The sequence below is a fragment of the Acinetobacter sp. NIPH 284 genome, assembly GCF_000369425.1.
GTDB lineage: Bacteria > Pseudomonadota > Gammaproteobacteria > Pseudomonadales > Moraxellaceae > Acinetobacter.
Genome location: NZ_KB850011.1, coordinates 1,019,124 through 1,040,273 on the forward strand (window position 1 = coordinate 1,019,124; position 21,150 = coordinate 1,040,273).

The following is a 21,150-nucleotide window of genomic DNA, read 5'->3' on the forward strand; positions in this document are numbered from 1 at the left end:
TTATTCTTTTTCAAATCATATGTTTGTGATGTATTTCTCATATTTTTACTGATCAAAATTTGACAAGCTCCTTTTTGACGCTTAAGATGCGCCCCTAAGTTAGTTTTTTGTTTACTTTTTATACACCTTGTAAATGATGTGAAACATTTTCATCATTTTTCCATTAACCCAATGTCATTTTGAATGACGTTCATGACTTGCCCACCCCGATTTAATTTATCAACTTTTAGAAGTTGTGGTGAAGTTTCGCCTCAATTTTTAGGGCATAAATTACCTGTAGCGGAGACAACATGCACAGTAATTCAAGTTCTGGGTCTAGGCCTGGCCTTAACTCTTTATCTTCTAAACTTTCATTTCAAACGATGGTATTAGGAATTGCAATCCTTCCCTTTAATAGTTTGAACGCAGAAAAATCACATCAATACAACACGGTTGTAACCACCAATACATTAACGGTAGTTGCTGTTGAAAACCCAACAACTGTCTTTAAAGACGGGCAATTTTTGCATGGTTTTGGCTATGATTTAGCACGAAATTATGCACAGAGTTTAAATGTCAAACTCGATTTTAAAACGGTTCCTGATAATGCAACTGCGTTAAAATGGATTGCTCAAGGTAAAGCTAATCTTGCTATGACAACTGCAAATTTAGCAGCCATTGAAAGTAAACAACTTGTCTCTTTTTCTGCAAGTTGTGGTGATCAAGCTACTTTAAGTAAAAATGGATTAAATCCTCAACTCAATTGGGTACTTAAGCAAGCTGATGATCCGTTAACGCTCACTGCAAGTGGATTTGTTTGTCAAAGCAAACAGCTTGGTACAACCCAACAACTAGCTTCCTTTTATAATCGCAATGTGGTTAAACCTGAAGCATGGTCTACGATTCAAAAAGACCTGAACCAGCGTTTGCCAATTTATAAAGCAAGCTTTAAACAAAGTGCGTCTAAGTATAATTTAGATTGGCATTTGCTCGCTGCTATTGGCTATCAAGAGTCTTATCTTAAACCCACCTCGGTTTCTCCCACTGGTGTACGCGGTTTGATGATGTTGACCAATAGCACCGCTCAAGCAATGGGTGTGAGCAACCGATCTGATCCGATACAAAGTATTCAAGGTGGTGCAAAATATTTTGATCTAATGCTAGATCAATTTTCGAATGTCCCTTATCCAGACCGTAATTGGTATGCTTTGGTCGCCTATAACATGGGACCAGGTGCAGTCAATCAGATTCAAAACCGAATCAAAACCCAAGGAAAAAACCCAAATCAATGGGTAAATTTATATGATTATTTACAGCGTAACCAAGCGCGAAATGGTCGATATAAACAAGCAGTTCAATACGTGACACGTATTCGAACTTACTTAGAACATTTAAAGACCAACAGTCGTATTGATGTCTAAGTTGAAAATAAAAAAGCTTACCTCTCGGTAAGCTTTTTTATGAGAAAAGGACTTAAGCAGTTTGCTCAAGTACTTTCTTGAATAAATCTTTTTGTTCTTGGCTTGGCTTCGCCGTTTGTAAAGCCATAAGTTGAGACATATCGCCTTGTACTTTGATTTTACCAGTCATAAACGCTTGCATCGCAGCAGCCATATCAAACTCTAAAAATACTTTACGTAATGTTTCAGCATCCATATTTAAAGTTGTTTTAGCATTTGCAGACAAACCTTTTTGGATTTTACCAGCATCTAAGGCCAATTCGGTATTACCAGCCGCATCTGTTACAACTAAGTTAATCGCTAAATTCGCAAGTGCTGGTGGTAAATTTAAATCACCCGCTTCAGCAGTAAGTTTTTCAACAGTTGCAAACCAATCATCAGTTAAAAATGCAGCCATGATTATTCCTCAAATATATTTGTTCAATTTCTTGTGTCATCTATCCAGACAACATTAAATGAAGCAATTTGCTTGTGCCCTGTTATAGCACGTAATTTTTATTTTAGGCTATGGCTTTTTGTACGAAGAATTCACTTTTTAGCTCTTTTTTATAAAAAAAAGACACTTAAATAAGTGCCTTTTCAAAAAGTTTTACATTTTATTCAGCAGCGAAACTCAAGTTCACTACATCAAGACGATTTTTCATCTCTTCAGGGTCTTTCATATCAAATTCACGTTGCCCATCTAAGGCTTCGAAGTCAAACAATTCACGGTCAGCCAATTGTGAAGGCGATACATTCTGTAAGGCACCAAAGATGCTATGTAAACGTTTTGGATGTTGTTTATCCCATTCACGTAGCATGTCATTAATAATTGCACGTTGTAAGTTTTCTTGTGAACCACATAAGTTACATGGAATGATTGGGAACTTTCGTAGATCAGCATATTTAATAATGTCTTTTTCTTCGACATAAGCCAAAGGACGAATCAAGATATTCTTTTTATCTGAAGAAAGAAGTTTTGGTGGCATTGCCTTTAAGCTACCGCCATGGAATAAATTTAAAAAGAAAGTCGCCATAATGTCATCGCGATGATGACCTAATGCAACTTTGGTTGCACCGATTTCTTGTGCGAAGCCATATAACGAGCCACGGCGCAGGCGTGAACAGACCGCACAGTAGGTCTTGCCCTCAGGCGTTAGGCGTTTAGTAATCGTATAAGTGTCTTTTTCAAGAATGTAATATGGAATGTTATTTTCTTCCATATAACGTGGTAAAACATCTTCAGGAAACCCTGGTTGTTTTTGATCAAGATTCACCGCAACAATATCAAAATTGATTGGTGCAATGCGCTTGAACTGCAACAGGATATCCAGCAAGGTGTAGCTGTCCTTACCACCTGAAACGCAGACCATGACCTTGTCGCCATCTTCGATCATGTTGTAATCACGAATTGCATGCCCTACTTGACGACGAAGCTTTTTCAACAGGCGATAATATGCCGAACTCGTCGGAAGCTCAGGCTTAAAATTAAATCCTTGGTTGGACTCCACTGGCGCGTACATAGACGTGATTTACTCATAAACAAAAATACCGCAAGATTTTATCCGATTCCGAAAAGATGCGCACCTAAAGAATTTTTCAATTTCGTGCAATCGTCATATTTCAGTTTCATACTGGTAAAATTCTGACCAAATTATGTCAAAACGGTCTGGATTGCTTATATTTCAAACTTTTCCACAGTTTTCCACAAAAGCTGTGGATAAAATTGTGGATTTCTTCGCTATTGACAAAGTATTTTTATGTGAGAACAAGGCTTACAATCAAATTGATCATTTTTTAATCAATGATTTTTAGTTAACAAAAACAATGCTTTAAATATGTCAAGACTTAGATTTTAAAAAAAATAATTTAATTTTTTTTGCTGAACATTCGCACAAATCGACTTGCTTTTTGTAAGACAGCGGAAATAAAAAAATTGTAGCTAAAGTTTTTTTTATGCTTTTTTTTGTTACACTACTGTGAACAACTCCATGCTCATCTTTTGTGAATATTATAATGATGGACAAAACAAAATATATTTTCGTTCTTTTTTTGGGGACAATCGGTTTTTTAAATACGACAGTATCTAGTTATGCTGGTCAAACCATTTATCAATTTAAAGATGATAATGGTACAACTTTGCTTACCAATAAAAAGAAAGCTGAATACAATCACCTAAAAGTGATTAAAGCGACCTATTATCCTGATAGCAATATTCACAGCTATAGTAACTGGGGCGCAAGTGAAGCCTCTGTTCTACCAAGTTATAGTCGTAATAAAAATGCTTTTGATCAAATGATCCGTCAAGCAGCGCAACAGCATGGTGTTTCAGAAGGTCTGATTAAAGCCGTTATGCATACTGAGTCAGGTTTTAATATTAATGCGCGATCCCCTGTCGGTGCTCAAGGATTAATGCAATTGATGCCTGCCACTGCACGGCGTTTTAATGTGAGTAATGCTTACGACCCTCAACAAAATATTTTTGGTGGTGCGAGATATCTAAGTTGGTTGTTAAAACGTTTTAATGGCAATACGCAACTTGCTATTGCTGCTTATAACGCTGGTGAAGGCAATATTGATAAATATGGTGGAATACCGCCATTTCGTGAAACACAAGATTATGTCCGTCGTGTCACAAGTCGTTTTCAAAATCTCTATTCATCAGGTCTAAGTTCAACTTCGAGTTCTAATAATGCAAATACTCAAGTGATTGCTCAATCGGCAAATTATACATCTTCAAATTCAGAAGCTGTGGCTGCACCTAAACAATATAGCCGTCAAATTATCACATTGGCCGATGGTACTTTTACAGATGCTCCAGGCACATATACCACAGCCAATGCAACTGCATCTGCACGAATCCGAGTAAGTGATTAAACAAAGAAATCACTTATTCTCACATCATGATTTTATTTGTTTTTTTTAAATAAATTAGTCGTTTCCCCCTTCTTAAAACACTTCTATTGTTTTATTAGCTTAATGTATCTACGCTCATTTTTTGCTTGAATTTTTAGGGTTCGCCCTGCATATTAGCGTTATGATTTATAATTTATAAATCAGATCAGTTTTTATTTATAAGAGGATTTTCTCAATGATGCGGATTGGTTTGTTCTTGCTGACCAACCTCGCGGTACTGGTTGTAGCTGGCATTATCTTGTCACTCTTCGGTGTCGGTAGTTACCATGGCGCGGGTGGCTTGAATCTAGGCAACCTTTTAGTCGTCTGTTTTGTCTTTGGTATGGTGGGTTCTTTAATTTCCTTATTCATGTCGAAGTGGATGGCGAAAAAAACCACTGGAACTGAATTAATTGACCCAAATGCTCCTCGTAGTCAAGCAGAAGCTTGGTTACTACAAGAAGTGGCACAACTTTCCCAACGTGCAGGTATTAAAATGCCTGAAGTTGGTATTTTCCCTTCTTACCAGTCCAATGCATTTGCGACAGGTTGGAATAAAAATGATGCTTTAGTCTCTGTTTCGACAGGCTTACTTGAGCGTATGAACAAAGATGAACTTCGTGCTGTACTTGCGCACGAAATCGGTCACGTTGCCAACGGCGATATGGTGACTCTTGCATTGATTCAAGGTGTAGTGAACGCCTTTGTGATGTTCTTTGCACGTATTGCAGGTGACTTTATTGACCGTAATGTGTTCGGTCGTGAAGATGGTGAAGCACCTGGTCTTGCTTATTTTGCTATTACGATTGTACTCGACATCGTATTTGGTATTTTGGCCTCTGCGATTGTAATGTGGTTCTCTCGTCAACGTGAATATCGCGCAGACGAAGCTGGTGCACGTTTAGCTGGCAAACAAGCAATGATTTCTGCTCTACTTCGTTTACAGGCAGAGTCAGAAATGCCAGATCAAATGCCAAAAGAAATGAAAGCATTTGCAATTGCTGAAGGTAAGGAACAAGGCTTTAGCTTAGCGGCTTTATTCCAAACGCACCCAACCATTGAACAACGTGTTACCGCTTTACAGCAATTAAATGTTCAATAATCAGTATCAGATAAATGATAAAGCCTCCGTTATGGAGGCTTTATTTTTGCTTAAAATCTAGTGTGCTTGGAAAGATTGATAAAACTGCCACAGATAACTCAAACCTGCCCAAACTGCAACAAGCAATAAAATGAGTACGGCAATACCCAATAAATCTGGGATACGTAACCAAATCCAACTTACGATCGGATTACGCCAGAAAGCTGAAGTTTTCTGCTTTTGTTCTAGGGATTCATGCAAGAATGGATGCACCACATGAATATCACTATGTACTTGATATTCCTCACGGATATGATCATGTACGATTTCCAGTGTTTTGCGACTTGGACGAATAAATACGTCAAATAAGGTACCGACAATCGGTACAAAACCCACCAACATATCCATAATTGCCAGTTTAACCACACCTTTCAATTTATGCTGTGGTACGCCCACTTCTCTGGCTTTTTTAAAAGCATATAGTGTTAAAATAAAACCTGCGATATCGCCCGCAAAGGGAATGGTACTCAATGCAGCATCTGCCCCGACTCCCTGTTTGGTAAAAGGAATCCGAACCAAACTATCCATGGTATTGGCAAATTTTGCTAAATCACGTTCAACAGCGATCGCTTGCTGCTGAGTTAATTTTTTTTGTTCTGTTGGAGCAGTCATTCACTCAACCTAAAAACCATGTTTATGCTTGAGAATAAAGCAGATTTTTCGTTTTGTCGGTACAATTATTATTACCAATCAGAATAAAATCATTGAAGCAATTAATAATTCAGGTCTATGAGCTTAACTCATAGACCTGATCATTCATTTGCACTGAATTTTAAAGATTGTCTTATTCAGTGGTTTCCAGTTTATGTTTAGGCTGGAACATACTGGCAACCAGTACAAACATAAATGGAATAAAGATCAGTACCAATATTGTCCCGAATATCACACCACCTAAAACACTGATACCAATTTCTTGACGGCTTACAGCCCCTGCTCCAAATGCAAAAACCAGTGGAATAACTCCCGCGCCAAATGCAAAAGACGTCATTAGAATAGGACGCAAACGCAGCCCTGCACCTTGTAGCGCTGCTTGAATGGCATTTTTTCCTTGTGCTTGGGCCATCGCTGCAAATTCAACAATCAAAATTGCATTTTTACAGGATAAGCCAATTGTTGTAAGTAAAGCGATCTGAAAGTAAACATCATTTGGTAAAGCAAAAATATGGGCAAAAATAATACTACCGCCAATCCCTAAAGGAATTGCGGTCATCACAGCCATAGGAATACGCAGACTTTCATACAACGCGGCTAAACATAGAAAAATAAATGCAATAGAAATTAAATATAGCCAAATTGCTTGATTAGTCGATTGCTGCTCTTGATAAGAAAGCCCAGTCCATAGCAAACCTAAGCCTTCTTGTTGGCCCACCAACTGTTCAATATCTTTCATGGCTTGGCCTGAAGATTGACCACTGACAACGTTAGCTTGTAATTGCAAAGCACTGTATCCCATATAGCGTTGCACAATGCTTGGTGTCCCTCCCCATGATGTCGTTGAAAATGAACTAAAAGGAACCATTTGATTTTGATTATTGCGTACTGACCAGCTATATAAGTCTGCAGGCTTAGAACGGAATGGTGCATCACCTTGTAAAATAACTTGTTTAATTCGACCACGGTCAATAAAGTCATTCACATATGTCCCACCCCATGCGGTCGACAAAGTACTATTAATTTCATTTAGATTTAAACCATTTGCCATCGCTTGCTTATGGTCAATCTTCACATTCAAAGTAGCTTTACTATCAGTAGATTGTTTATCTAAGTTTTCAAAACTTGAATATTTTTGTCCCAACTGTTGCAACTGTTTAAAACTTTGATCGAGGAATTGCTCACCTTGCCCATTAATATCCTGAATCCATAAATCCATTCCATCTGTTGCGCCTAATCCATTTACCGAAGCAGGCAACGTCACATTGATCTGTGCATCGGGAAATTGGCTAAAATATTTAAGTGCTCTCTTTCGAATAGCTTCAGCAGAGTTTTTCTTCCCAGTACGGTTGTCCCAATGATTTAATGAAACAAAGCCTTGTCCAAGATTTTGCCCTGTTCCAGAATTATTTCGTCCGTAACGAATAAGCACTAAATTGACATTTGCTTTTTCACTCTGAAGAAAATACTGACGAATTGCCTCACCGACCTCCTGACTTTTTGAAAGTGGCGCACTATCCACTAATTTAAATTGAACACTTAATATCCCTTGGTCTTCTTTTGGTAAAAAACTACTTTGTAGACTGCTATACAACAAAGCAAATACGGCAATTAATGCAATAAAAATCACAGATACAGAGATTTTATAACGAAGCATGGTTTGCACTAGAGATAAATACTTATTTTTAAGTGTGTCTATCCCGTTATTGAACTGAATCGCCCATGACTTAGGTTGATGGTTTGGCTTTAAAATCAAAGCACATAAAGCGGGTGTAAGCACCAAAGCCACTACTAAAGATAAGACCATCGCAGCAACCAAAGTGATTGAAAACTGACGATAGATAACCCCGATAGAACCAGCAAAAAATGACATTGGAATAAAAACGGCTGTTAACACCATGGTAATTCCAATCAATGCACCACTAATTTCTTGCATAGATTCAACGGCTGCTTCTTTGGGTGACAAATGCTGCTCATGCATAAGCCGTTCAACATTTTCCACTACAACAATTGCATCATCAACCAACAAACCAATCGCAAGCACCAATGCAAAAAGAGTTAAGGTATTAATACTAAATCCAAGTAATTCAAGTACAGCAAAAGTCCCTAAGATCACGATCGGTACAGTAATACTTGGAATAAGCGTCGCACGCCAACTTTGAAGAAAAAGAAACATGACTAAAATAACTAAACCAATTGCTTCGACAAGTGTTTTAATTACCTCTTTAATAGATTCTTGCACAAAGGGAGTATTATCTCTTGGATAAACGATCTTATACCCTGTTGGAAGCTTGCTAGAGAGTTCATCTAGAGTCTGATGAATAAGTTTAGATGTTTGAATTGCGTTGGCACCAGAAGATAAAGAAATACCAAGACCTGCAGCTGGATAACCATTGATCGTATTAAATGATTGATAATTTTCTGCCCCTAATTCAATCCGAGCAATATCTTTTAATTGAACAAAACTTCCAGATACATCTGATTTCACAATAATTTGTTCAAAGTCTTGAATGGTCTTTAAGCGAGAACCTGCTGTTACTTTTGCATTCAAGTATTGACCTTGAACAACGGGCAAATCGCCGATCGCACCTGCTGCCACCTGTGTATTTTGAGTAGTAATCGCGGTAACGACATCATTTGGAATTAAATTATATTGAGTCAATTTATTTGGATCTAGCCAAATTCGCATTGCATACTGCGATCCAAAAATATCTGTTTCACCGACGCCATCAATCCGATTTAAATTATCAAGGACATGTGTAGATAGATAATCAGACAACGCAATATTATTTGCTTGCCCTGTACTGTCATACAGTCCAATCACCATAAAGGTATCACCCAAGGACTTAGTGACATTAACTCCCTGCCGTTGTACCGCATCTGGGAGACGGCGTATCACACCACTAATTTTATTTTGTACTTGAACCTGTGCTGTATCGGGATTTGTGCCATTTTCAAAACTAATCGTAATACGGCTACGACCAGCTGCATCGCTGGTTGAACTAAAGTACAGTAAATGATCAAGCCCTTGGATTTGTTGCTCTAAAACTTGAGTTACACTTTGTTCAACTGTTTTGGCATCAGCACCACTATAGTTGGTCGATACTGTAATTTTCGGTGGAGCAATATCAGGATAACGTTCAACTGGCAAATTCAGAATTGCCAGTATTCCTAATGCCATCACAATAATGGCAAGCACACCTGCGAAAATTGGACGCTCAATAAAAAATTTAGATAGCATGGCTGCTCATTCCATCGTGGAAACAGTCAATTTTTTCAAAAAGATAGGAAAATAGAGGGACTTTCAATCTACGATCATTACCGAGCTTTCAAGGAAACACCATCCTTATTAACATATCATTGCAAAAAGCGAAAATTACGGAGAAATAATGAATTTTTTATTGATCATCAGCATATTTCATCGAAAACAAATGAGGTCAAAAATTTAATTTACTATCCTATCAAATACTTCTTAATTTTAGATTGACACTCCACTCACTTAAACCGATAGTAGCACGCTCTCCGTTGCTCCCTTATTTTTTAGGCATATATGAAGGCCAATTTTAAACATTTTAATATTCTGCTCCTAATTCTATTACCCGCATTAATTACTGGGGGGTTACTCAGTATTGCTGGCAATTTGTCTGATGGTTTAAGACTGGGATTTCTTTCTTTGCCAGGTGTAGGTTTAATTTGGCTTGCGATTAAAACACAAAAAAAATATTGGTATGGACTTACAGTTTTATGGTGGTTTGCGACTTGGCTTGATGTACTATTGCGTTCGAGTACGTGGTTTTTATTTGATAGTGATAATGAAGCCTATTTTATTATTGAAGCAATTGCTAATACCAGTCAGCAGGAAACGTGGGAATTCATACAACTACACTTAAGCACAATCTTAAGTGTGATTTTTAGTCTACTTTGCTTGCTAATTATTTACAGTATTTCTACTTTCAAACTGATTAAAGCTCACCATCTTGATCAGATGTGGCAGAGTCGAATTTATCGTAGTTGTATCGTTTTACTTGTTCTATTAACAATAACAAGCTATTTAATGAAGCCATCACGTAAAGTTCATCCTATCATTTTTTGGTCAGACTATCAAACAAAACTTCAGGATTTTAAAAATAGAATTAAGCAACATCAAAATGTACACCGACAATGGGACATCAGTGCAAAGCAAAATTTAACTTTAACAAAAAAACAGGATGAGAAACAAACACATGTGTTAGTTCTCTCAGAGAGCTTAACAAGTTTAAATTTAGGTGTTTGTGATTATCAACGCGAGACGACTCCACAATTAGCAAAAAAACTTGATGAGTTAAAAATCTTTTGTAATGCATTTTCACCGTCACCTTCAACGATCAATGCGCTACGTGTTTTATTGACTGAAAGTCCTGCATCTGCGCATGATCAATATTCTTCGGAAAGCGTTTTAGCTTACGCTCGCGCGGCAGGCTATAAGATTTATTGGTTAAGCAATCAAGATGATAGTTATTTATCTTCATTATTTGGTTCTTATGCAGATACGGCTGTTTATAAAAATACACGATCAGGAAGAAGTAGTCATTCATTAGATGAAAAGCTTATTCCCGTTTATCAACAAGCTCTTGCAGATCCGGATCCTAAAAAACTGATTATTCTTCATTTGATTGGCGCACATCCAAATTACCAAGAACGTTACCCATTAGCGTTTAATAAATTTACTGGAGACAGTAATGATGCTGTCGAACTCGACCTCAAGAATCGTAATATTGATCCTTGGGTTCGTTCACTACGCAATGATTATGATAATGCAGTATTATATGAAGACTCGTTGCTTGCCAGATTTTTAGACGATCTAAAGGCTGATAATAATTCTGATTTTAGATCTTTTATGGTCGTTTCAGATCATGGAAATGAAGTTGGTCATGAAATTGACTATGCTGGTCACAGCCCGAATACAAAAGCGGGATACCAAGTTCCTGTGATTATGTGGCATGACAATATGCAAGTCACGGGTGTCAATAAAGAAAAAATGCTTAATACAGCAGAACTCGATAACAACTTAATGCATATCATGGGTCTTAAAAATAAAACTGCTTCACCGCAATCTTATTGGTTAGATCGTGATTATCGTTTTACGCCTGAAGTAAATTGGCCTTATTGGAAACAGAAGTCATAATCTCCCTCCAGACCCCGCTTTATCAAAGCCTAAAATCAGATATTGGATTTCAAACATTCAGTTAAAAAAATCATTATTTTCATAAAATTATCATCTAATTGTCATCCATTTGATAAATTAAAACGGCAAGATCAATGCTTTAAGAAAAACTAATGAGTTAAATTATGTTCAAAAAAGTATTGGTCTGTATTAGCTTGATCGGTCTGACAGCTTGCAATGATGACAACAAAGATCAACAAAGCACGGCGCAACCTGAACCTCAATTACCACAAGTGATTGGACATCGTGGCGCGAGCGCACTTCGTCCAGAACATACACTCGCATCCTATCAAAAAGCGATTGATGATGGTGCTGATTTTATTGAACCAGATTTGGTATCAAGCAAAGACGGCATATTGGTTGCTCGCCATGAAAATGAGATCAGCGGCACAACCAATGTTGCAACGCTTCCTCAATTTGCAGACCGTAAAAAAACTAAAATTATTGATGGCGTGAGTTTAACAGGTTGGTTTACTGAAGATTTTACTCTGGCCGAGCTAAAACAGCTCAAAGCACGTGAGCGTATTCCCCAGTATCGTGCTGCCAATACGCAATATAATGATCAATTTGAAATCCCGACACTCGATGAAATCATTGATTTAGCTGCAAAGCATTATCAAAAAACGGGCAAAATTATTGGTCTTTATCCAGAAACCAAACACCCAACCTATTTCCAAAAACAGAATTTGGCTATGGAAGATACTTTGTTAAAAACCTTATCCAAATACCAATATAGCCGCGATATTGCGCCTATTTATTTACAGTCTTTTGAAGTTGGCAATCTAAAATATTTAAAAAATCAACTCGATTTACACAAGAGTGTTAAGCATGCACAATTGATTCAGCTCTATGATTCACCTGAAGCAAGACCAGCAGATTATGTTGCACAAAACAATCCTAAAACCTATGCAGATCTAGCAACGGCACAAGGCCTCAAAGACGTTTCGGCCTATGCGAATGGTGTAGGTCCATGGAAAGTCTATGTCTTTAAAGATGCAGCAATGACACAGACCACCTCTTTTATTGCAGATGCCCATAAAGTCAATTTAAAAGTACATCCTTATACCTTCCGCCCTGAAAATAATTTCCTACCAGACAGCTTAAAATGTAGTAAGGATACGTCCAAAGCAGCCGAGCGTTGTGAGTCTGGTTCAATCAAGGAAATGCAACTTTACTTCAAGGCTGGCGTAGATGGTGTATTTACTGATGATCCAGCATTAGGTCGTCAGGCAGTACAAAGTTATCAAGCAACTAAATAAGTCAAAGTAGTGAATAAGGGCAGTTGTTCTACTGCTCTTATTTTTAAGAAAGAGTAAGTTGCTTGTGTTTGACTTGTTCCCATTGCCACCAACCATATGCAGCCAACAACACAAAAGCGGCATACAATCCTGCGGTTAAAAATAATTCTTTATAAATAAACATACCTACATAGACAATATCGACAAATACCCAAAGTACCCAAGTTGCGATATGTTTACGACTTGTCCAATAGGTTGCCAGTAAACTAAAAGCAGCGAGTTGGGCATCTAATAACGGTACAGCAGCATCGGTAAAATGTTTAAGCGTTAAACCAAACAATAATCCACCGATTGCTGCTAAACACATTTGCATCAATACCATTTTGGCTGCAATTGGTTCGATCCGAATCTCATGGTCTTGGCGTTTACCTTTCAGCCAATAATAAAAACCATAGAAATTAATCAGCATAAATAAGAATTGTAAAATCGTTTCGCCGTATAATTTAAAGGTGAAAAAAAGGTAAGCATATAAAATAAATGCCAAAAAATTAAACCACCAACACCACATATTCCGTTTTATCGTGAGCGCAACACCGATCACACTAATAATAACGGCAATAATTTCTAAAGAAGACAAGAGCAAACTACTTTGAAAATCCGAATGACAACATTATGGAAATATTCTTTATTTAAGCAAGCCAAAAAATCTTGATCTGATGCGCTTCTATTCGCCATATTTTTAAAGCTTTAACGCCAAAGGTTATTTTTCACTCAAGCCCACATCGAATTAAATAGTATAAAACTGATAGGTCAATAAAATGACCTATCCTTTATAGTCTCAATCCGTTTCACACTGTAAACTACATACCATCCAATTAGAATTTCTCACAGATTTGCTCAAGGATGAAAGAATCTATGCGTTCAAATATTTTATGGCTTTGCTTTGGCATTTTTTTGCTATTACAAGGTTGTGTCAATGCGGCAATTCAACCTCAAAAAATTCAATCTCAACCAACAGAATTAAAACAACGTTATTTTCAAGCAAAAACAATCGCATCAGATGGAACAATCATTGCGTTTACAGTGTATCAACCACATTTAAAAGCAGGACAAACAGCTCCTTTGCTGCTACATACCCATGGTTTTGGTTTATCTCGAATGAAAAGACCAGAATTAAGCTTGTATGGTTTTTTACTTCCGACGGGTCAAGTAGCCAAAACAGCGTGGAAAGATGGCTATTGGGTAATCAGCTATGATCAACGTGGTCATGGAAATAGTCAGGGTAAAATTCGCTTAACCGATCCTGAAAAAGAAGCTCAAGATGTCATTAGCATCATGAACTGGGCTGAAAAAAACTTGCCACAGCTGGCACAAAATCAAAATGGTGTTCGTACAGGTATGATTGGTGAATCTTATGCAGGCGGTGTGCAATACATTGCTTCTGCTTTAGACCCTCGCCTACAAGCAATTGTACCAATCACAACTTGGCATGATATCGTCGATAGCCTTGTACCCAATGGCGTTCCAAAAGGAGATTGGCTAAGTTTCTTGAATTTGATTGGTGACTGGTGGAACTGGAAAAAATTGATCCCGAACTTAAACAAGCTTATCAAGATATCCAACAAGGTCAGTTGAAACAATCAACTTATGATTTTCTAAAGACACATCAAGCTAGTTGGTTTTGTGAAAATGCTCAAGCGCCAAAAGCAGATGCGCTCATTATCCAAGGCTTTAGAGATGTATTATTTCCTTTTAATGAAGGCGTTAAAGCGGCTCAATGTATTCAGAAATCGCAGCATGAAGTCCATTTAATCGGCGTACAAGGCGGACATTTACAACCATTTGCACAGCGTTCCCCATTGGGTGATACTCCTTTTTGGTATATTGGGAAATCTGTTGCCTGTGGGAATCAAAAGCAATATAAATTACAAGACACGATCATGGGATGGTTTGATCAAAAACTCAAAGACCAAACTGCAACAATTGATTTACCAGAATTATGTGTCGACAAAAGTCCAGTCTATAAGTTCAAAGATTTGGATGCAAAAACACAATACACGTTAAATAGAACTTGGATTGAACCTCAGAATTCGCAAGCTGTGTTTGTTCCGATCCATACAATAACTGAATTGGCACATCTCACAGGTACACCACAACTCAATTTAAAGATCGAAACGCCAAATAATAAAGTAGAACCAACACTATTTATTTCTATGGCCATTAAATCTGGAAAAACGGGTAAATATGCTATTTTAAATGATCAAACAACAGCATTAAATCCAAGCAAAAAACATACTTTTGATCAAGTTATTTCTCATAAAAATTCAGCATCGAAAGGAAATCAAACCATTGAATTACCTAGTATTAATGGAAGTTTGAACAAAGGCGATACTTTAGGCTTACTGATTCAGACCGAAAGTATTTATTATCAAAAAATTAAACAACCTAAAATTGAAGCATGGATTTCAGGTCAAATTACTTTACCTAAATTTTGGAGTGAGATTTCAAATAAGGAATGATCATAATTTCTAAATATCGAGAGTGAATTTTACCACTCTCGATTTGCAATCAATTGTTCCATTTCAATCTCAAAATAACCTGCTTCTTGCACAATCATCATCATAGCTTCAGCAATATAATCCGCAGCCGTATCATCTAAACTTGAATCTAGGTCTTCAAACTGGGGTTTCATCTCATTAATTGCGATCATTGTATGATGAGCAAAATGATATATTTCTGCTTCAGTTAAACCAGAACGACCCACCTTTTTGGAAAAGTGTTTAATCTGTTGTTTAACTTCGGCAACGAGAATGTCAGGATAATATTCATCATCAAACATGGGGAGAAGGAGATCTTCAAACATAAATAAAATAATATGCCAATAAAACGCCATGCTTATAACATAATCCCATACAAATCACGATATTTAGACATAAAAAAAGCGATCTTTCCGACCGCTTTTAAAAAAGATAATTTAGTCTTTTTTAGCACTTAAACTTTTTGCGATCTTGGCAAGCTCTATAAATTCCTCACGCATTTGGTAAAGATCTGGTTTTGCAGATTGCTGGGCTAACTGAATAATTTGATCCCACCCCATAGCAGCATTGTATTGCCCACCTTTTAGCTGCTGGGCATAGGAAGCCACCGCAATCGCAAAACGAGTATCGCTATTGGCCTGAGCAAGGGACTTACTTTGCGCTTTTACAGCTTGGTTTAAAAGAATGCTCTTCTCTTGATTTGGCAATTTATAGCGCAAATTTACAAACGCATATTCAGATTTTTTCGTTGTATCTGTTTTTGTCGATGCCTGATAACGTGAATCATTGAGCCAGCCTTGCTGCCCAACTGGAACGATTTCATAAATTGCCGTCACGTTATGCCCTGCCCCGATATCGCCCGCATCAACTTTATCATTATTGAAATCTTCCTGTTTCAACATCCGATTTTCATAGCCAACTAAACGATATTCTTTTACCGTAGCAGGATTAAACTCCACCTGAATTTTTACATCCTGAGCAACCGTTGCCAGTGTTGACGAAAGCTGACGTTGTACCACTTTTTTCGCTTCATTTTTATTATCAATATAGCTGTAATTACCATCTCCTGCATCCGCCAGTTGCTCCATCAACTGCTCATTATAGTTGCCTGTTCCAAAGCCCAGTGTCGTGAGTGAAATACCACTTTTGCGCTTTTCCGCCACCATCCCTTTTAAAGTACTAAAGTCAGTAATACCTACATTAAAGTCGCCATCAGTTGCCAATAAAATACGATTGATTCCATTCTTCACAAAGGCTTTTTCAGCTTGTTTATAAGCCAGTTGAATTGCATGTTCGCCTGCGGTTGCCCCACTTGCCTGTAATTCATTAATGACGGTTAAAATTTTGTCTTTTTGATCACCAGAAGTGGGGGCTAAAATGAGTTTCTCGCCACTAGCATAAGTAATAATCGTGACTTTATCTTGAGGTCGCAATTGCTCGGTCAATAATCTAAGAGTTTGCTTAACCAAGGGTAACTTATCTGCCGCATCCATACTACCTGAAACATCAACCAAGAATACCAAATTGGCTGGTGGTAACTGTTTGGTTGCCAAGTCTTTGGCTTGAATCCCGATTTTGATCAGTTTGGCATTTTCTTTCCACGGTGAATCAACAATTTCAGTCGTGACCGAGAATGGGTGAATGCTGTTTGGCTGCGGATATTGATAATCAAAGTAGTTAATCATTTCCTCAGCACGAACCGCATCGACTGGTGGCAAACGCCCATCATTCAGGAAACGGCGGGTATTGCTATAACTGCCTGTATCGACATCAATGCTAAAAGTTGAAACTGCCTGATCTGCAACCCGATAAATAGGATTGACCTCATTCTTTTGATATTTTTCAGTATTCTGCTCCAGCCGCACGCTTTCTGGACTAGGCATTGCCGCCATGTACGCAGCAGGAGCAATCATCTTTCGGGTACTATCCGCTGCCATATTAGACATAACCAAAGATGCAGGAGCGACTACATGGCTACGTTCCTTTACGGGATTACCACAGGCGATCATCATAGAACTTAGCAAGGTTAAGGTCAGTATTTTTGTAGATTGATGCATCATAAAATCCCCCAATTTTTATGTCTTTTAAATGAATGACGAGATTGCAGTGATTGTATGCAAAAAGATAAAGATACATCGTATTGGAATGTATTTTTATCTTCATTATTTCTCTGTAATTATTGAGCTAAACTCATCGCATTCCAAACTTTTATCGCATCGCTTGTGGCTTTAACATCGTGCACTCGAACAATACTAGCGCCCTGCTGAATACTCAGTAGATGCCCCATGACACTTCCAAGCGCACGTTCCTGTGCAGGTATACCATTCAATGCCTCACCAATGAAACGTTTACGTGACAAGCCAGACAAGATCGGATACCCCATCCGATTGAGTTTCCAAAACTCATTGAGTAATTGAAAATTCTGTTGTGCGTTCTTGGCAAAACCGAAACCTGGGTCGATAATAATATTTTCTTTGCTTACTCCGACTGCAATTGCTTGATTAAGCCGCTGCTGTAATTCATGAATCACATCTTCAGTCACATCCTGATATTGATCCAACTGATTCATATTGGTCGGTTCACCACGCATATGCATCAACACCACAGGAATATTTAATTCAGCCGCCGTTTCTAAAGCTTGTGGACGAGTTAAAGCACGAACATCATTCCAGATATGCGCACCTGCTTTCACGGCAGCTCGAATCACCTCAGGCTGACTGGTATCAATCGATATGATCACATCATACTTGGATAATGCTTCCACCACAGGAATTACACGCTGAATTTCTTCTTCTAGCTCAACGGGTGATGCATTTGGGCGAGTTGACTCTCCACCAATATCAATAATGCTTGCACCCTCTTCAATCATCTGCAAAGCATGTTGAATGGCGAGGTCTTTTTGATGATGCTGTCCACCATCACTGAAAGAATCAGGGGTGACATTGAGAATACCCATAATCTGTGGTTGGGATAAATCCAATGTAAAACGACCACATTGTAACTGCTGCTGTGGTAATGGCATCAACTGCATTATCAAAAAACTCTTAACACTTTACGAATCACTTTAGTTTAACAAGACTATTCTGTGAACATTGTTGATTTATTTTCAGCTTGGCTAAAATAAGAACAAAAAAAGAGCCGCTTTTAGCGACTCTCTTTGATTTTAACCATTAGCCCATTACTGGTAATGGTGGTGGTGTAGATGGACCATCTTTCGGTGGTTCAAATGCAGCCACTGGATTTTCAGGAATATAGACCTTAGGTGGTTGTGGTTCACGACCTTCCATAATGTCACGGATTTGGTCACGATCGATGGTTTCCCATTCCATCAACGCTTTCACCATTGCATGTGCGATATCTTTGTTATTTTCCAAGATATCACGAGCAACTTTATATTGTTCATCTAAGATACGACGTACTTCTTCATCAACTTTTTGCTGAGTTGCTTCTGAAATTGTACGGCTACCCACATTACCAAAGAAACCACTTTGGTTTTCATCTTCATAAACCATTACACCAAGAGCATCAGACATACCATACTTGGTCACCATTGCACGCGCCATTTTAGTTGCACGTTCAAAGTCGTTTGATGCACCTGTCGACATTTGATTAATGAACACTTCTTCGGCAATACGACCACCAAATAAGATTGAAAGCTCATTCAACATCTTATCTTTGTAATGGCTAGTTTGGTCTTGCTCAGGCAACTGCCAAGTTACACCTAGTGCCCAACCACGTGGCATGATTGTCACTTTATGCACAGGGTCTGTACCTGGCAAAATTTCAGCAACAATGGCATGTCCAGCTTCATGGTAAGCCGTCGCACGACGTTCTTCTTCACGAATCACCATCGATTTACGTTCTGGACCCATGTAGATCTTGTCTTTTGCATCTTCAAAGTCATGCATATCGACCGTGTTTTTATTACGGCGAGCAGCAAACAACGCAGCTTCGTTGACTAAGTTCGCAAGTTGCGCACCTGAGAATCCTGGCGTACCACGAGCAAGGACTTTAACATCCACGCCTGTAACCGAAGGAAGTTTCTTCAAATGAACATTCAAGATTTGCTCACGACCACGGATGTCTGGTAAACCCACCATCACTTGGCGATCAAAACGACCTGGACGAAGCAATGCTTTATCAAGTACGTCTACACGGTTAGTTGCAGCAATGACAATTACGCCTTCATTACCTTCAAAACCATCCATCTCAACAAGCATTTGGTTCAGGGTTTGTTCACGCTCATCATGACCACCACCTGTACCCGAACCACGATGACGACCCACCGCATCAATCTCATCAATAAAGATGATACATGGAGCATGACGTTTAGCTTGTTCAAACATGTCACGAACACGTGAAGCGCCGACACCAACAAACATTTCAACGAAGTCAGAACCAGAGATACTAAAGAATGGAACTTTAGCTTCACCTGCAATGGCTTTCGCAAGTAATGTTTTACCCGTACCTGGAGGACCAACCATCAATACACCACGAGGAATGGTTGCACCAAGACGTTTGAACTTAGAAGGATCTTTCAAGAAGTCAACAATTTCAACCACTTCTTGTTTTGCTTCATCACAACCTGCAACATCGGTAAACGTAATCTTAATCTGATCTTCAGATAACATTTTCGCTTTTGACTTGCCAAAACTCATTGGGCTGTTTTTGCCACCAGCGCCCCCACCCATATTACGCATAAAGAACATGAATAATAAGATGATCAGTAATACAGGGAAGCTAGCAATGAGAAGTTGCATCAAAATGCCTTGACGTTGTGGTGCAGTACCTTCAACGACTACATTCTGTTTATTCAAGCTTGGAAGCAATTCAGTGTCTTCTACTTGTGGACGAACCGTTTCAAAAGAAGAACCATTGGTTTTTTCACCACTAATGTTTAAACCGTCAATTGTGACTTGTTTAATTTGCCCAGCATTCACCGCTGCAACGAAATCAGAATATTTCATCGCTGCAGGCTTATTGCGGTCACTGACGTTGCTAAAAATCAAAATCAGAACACCGAGTATGATGAGCCACAATACGGCATTCTTGAAGTAATCGCTCAAGGCTTTATTCCCATATCAATCTAATTTGATCATACCTAATCTTGGCTGACCTTCACAAAAACAGCAATAAATTTGCGTTGCAAAAAACTTAAAAGGTACAAAATGCACAATTTTTAACAACTTGGCAAGTACACTTTTATTGCAATGCCTTTTTACGACCTTGACCAATCAAAAAAACTTCTTTTGATCGAGCACGAGATGCCGCAGGTTTGGCTGTTTTTAATACATCAAAACTATCAACAACTTGTTTTCTGAACTCATCAAATCCTGAGCCTTGGAACACCTTAACAATAAACTGTCCATTTGGGCCTAAAACTTTTTGAGCAAAATCCAATGCCAACTCACATAAGTAAATCTGGCGTGGTTGATCCACAGCCCTATTACCTGATGTATTGGGGGCCATATCTGAAATTACAACGTCTACTTGACGTCCATTTAAAATATTTAACAATTTTTCGAAAACTTCTTCTTCTCGGAAGTCACCTTGTAAGAAAGTCACATCTGGAAGAGCGTCCATTGCGAGAATATCTGAAGCAATCACTAAACCATTTGCGCCGACTAACTTACCTGCAATTTGTGACCAACTGCCTGGTGCTGCACCAAGATCGACAACGGTCATACCCGGCTTGATCATTTTATATTTTTCTTGGATTTCAAGTAATTTATATGCTGCACGAGCGCGATAACCTTCCTTCTGTGCTTTCTTTACAAAAGGGTCATCTAAGTGCTCTCTCATCCATGCACGACTGCTTTTAGACAATTTTTGATTGGTAATGCGTGTCGCCATAACTCACTAAATTTCAAAAAACTTCTGATTGGTCATTGTACGTTAAAATTACTCTCATTACAGTACGGTTGTAGTTCATTCACACGAACTTTTACAGATTTTTTCCGATTGTCATGATTGGCTATTTGCCTAATTTTCACATATTTGTTTCGAGTGCCTGTCTGCTAAATCTATCTTAGAAACGGGATGCAAGTTATACTAGGTCGTTTTCCCA

15 protein-coding genes and 1 pseudogene are annotated in these 21,150 nt (G+C 38.3%); 6 read left to right on the plus strand and 10 right to left on the minus strand.

Annotation, left to right across the window (positions count from 1 at the left end; translation table 11 throughout):
* The first annotated feature begins 290 nt into the window (after window positions 1–290).
* Entirely contained in the window at window positions 291–1,400 is a 1,110-nt protein-coding gene (locus tag F908_RS10845; RefSeq protein WP_005161677.1) for a transglycosylase SLT domain-containing protein, read from the plus strand.
* 52 nt (window positions 1,401–1,452) lie between these two features.
* On the opposite strand, the gene F908_RS10850 is transcribed toward F908_RS10845, so the two are convergent.
* On the minus strand, window positions 1,453–1,836 hold the full coding sequence (locus F908_RS10850; protein ID WP_004660844.1) for an SCP2 sterol-binding domain-containing protein: 384 nt from the start codon (window positions 1,834–1,836) through the stop codon (window positions 1,453–1,455).
* A gap of 199 nt (window positions 1,837–2,035) precedes the next feature.
* A complete protein-coding gene (gene ttcA / locus F908_RS10855; protein WP_005161680.1) occupies window positions 2,036–2,941 on the minus strand; it encodes a tRNA 2-thiocytidine(32) synthetase TtcA in 906 nt (301 codons plus the stop codon).
* 493 nt (window positions 2,942–3,434) lie between these two features.
* Here ttcA and F908_RS10860 point away from each other — a divergent pair, with 493 nt between their 5' ends.
* Together F908_RS10860 and htpX are read left to right on the plus strand one after the other, a co-directional pair.
* Window positions 3,435–4,295, plus strand: coding sequence for a lytic transglycosylase domain-containing protein (locus F908_RS10860; protein WP_005161682.1), 861 nt, complete (start codon window positions 3,435–3,437; stop codon window positions 4,293–4,295).
* A gap of 214 nt (window positions 4,296–4,509) precedes the next feature.
* The gene (htpX, locus tag F908_RS10865; protein ID WP_005161684.1) at window positions 4,510–5,415 is read left to right on the plus strand and encodes a protease HtpX; all 906 of its coding nucleotides are present in this window, start codon (window positions 4,510–4,512) and stop codon (window positions 5,413–5,415) included.
* Window positions 5,416–5,472: 57 nt separating this feature from the next.
* Here htpX and F908_RS10870 read toward each other — a convergent pair whose 3' ends face one another.
* Both F908_RS10870 and F908_RS10875 read right to left on the minus strand, forming a co-directional pair.
* Complete coding sequence (locus F908_RS10870; RefSeq protein ID WP_005161686.1) at window positions 5,473–6,066, minus strand: DUF4112 domain-containing protein; 594 nt, start codon at window positions 6,064–6,066, stop codon at window positions 5,473–5,475.
* Window positions 6,067–6,238: 172 nt separating this feature from the next.
* The gene (locus F908_RS10875; protein ID WP_005161688.1) at window positions 6,239–9,346 is read right to left on the minus strand and encodes a multidrug efflux RND transporter permease subunit; all 3,108 of its coding nucleotides are present in this window, start codon (window positions 9,344–9,346) and stop codon (window positions 6,239–6,241) included.
* A gap of 309 nt (window positions 9,347–9,655) precedes the next feature.
* On the opposite strand from F908_RS10875, the gene F908_RS10880 reads away from it, so the two are divergent.
* On the plus strand, window positions 9,656–11,269 hold the full coding sequence (locus F908_RS10880; RefSeq protein WP_005161690.1) for a phosphoethanolamine transferase: 1,614 nt from the start codon (window positions 9,656–9,658) through the stop codon (window positions 11,267–11,269).
* 164 nt (window positions 11,270–11,433) lie between these two features.
* Entirely contained in the window at window positions 11,434–12,567 is a 1,134-nt protein-coding gene (locus tag F908_RS10885) for a glycerophosphodiester phosphodiesterase (RefSeq protein WP_005161692.1), read from the plus strand.
* A 43-nt stretch (window positions 12,568–12,610) separates the two neighbouring features.
* On the opposite strand, the gene pnuC is transcribed toward F908_RS10885, so the two are convergent.
* On the minus strand, window positions 12,611–13,183 hold the full coding sequence (gene pnuC / locus F908_RS10890; protein ID WP_005161695.1) for a nicotinamide riboside transporter PnuC: 573 nt from the start codon (window positions 13,181–13,183) through the stop codon (window positions 12,611–12,613).
* A gap of 278 nt (window positions 13,184–13,461) precedes the next feature.
* Here pnuC and F908_RS10895 point away from each other — a divergent pair.
* Window positions 13,462–15,065: pseudogene (locus F908_RS10895) on the plus strand (CocE/NonD family hydrolase).
* A 29-nt stretch (window positions 15,066–15,094) separates the two neighbouring features.
* On the opposite strand, the gene F908_RS10900 reads toward F908_RS10895, so the two are convergent.
* The 5 genes from F908_RS10900 to rlmE all read right to left on the minus strand — a co-directional run bounded on the left by F908_RS10900 (window position 15,095) and on the right by rlmE (window position 20,936).
* Window positions 15,095–15,409 carry a DUF5713 family protein gene (locus tag F908_RS10900; RefSeq protein ID WP_034602853.1) on the minus strand — a complete coding sequence of 105 codons (315 nt, stop codon included), beginning with the start codon at window positions 15,407–15,409 and terminating at the stop codon, window positions 15,095–15,097.
* A 111-nt stretch (window positions 15,410–15,520) separates the two neighbouring features.
* Window positions 15,521–17,140, minus strand: coding sequence for a vWA domain-containing protein (locus F908_RS10905; protein ID WP_005161712.1), 1,620 nt, complete (start codon window positions 17,138–17,140; stop codon window positions 15,521–15,523).
* 119 nt (window positions 17,141–17,259) lie between these two features.
* Window positions 17,260–18,114: a dihydropteroate synthase gene (gene folP, locus F908_RS10910; RefSeq protein ID WP_005161714.1), complete on the minus strand. Its 855-nt coding sequence runs from the start codon at window positions 18,112–18,114 to the stop codon at window positions 17,260–17,262.
* Between the two features lie 139 nt (window positions 18,115–18,253).
* A complete protein-coding gene (gene ftsH, locus F908_RS10915; protein ID WP_005161716.1) occupies window positions 18,254–20,149 on the minus strand; it encodes an ATP-dependent zinc metalloprotease FtsH in 1,896 nt (631 codons plus the stop codon).
* A gap of 136 nt (window positions 20,150–20,285) precedes the next feature.
* On the minus strand, window positions 20,286–20,936 hold the full coding sequence (gene rlmE / locus F908_RS10920) for a 23S rRNA (uridine(2552)-2'-O)-methyltransferase RlmE (RefSeq protein ID WP_004660807.1): 651 nt from the start codon (window positions 20,934–20,936) through the stop codon (window positions 20,286–20,288).
* Window positions 20,937–21,150 lie beyond the last annotated feature (214 nt).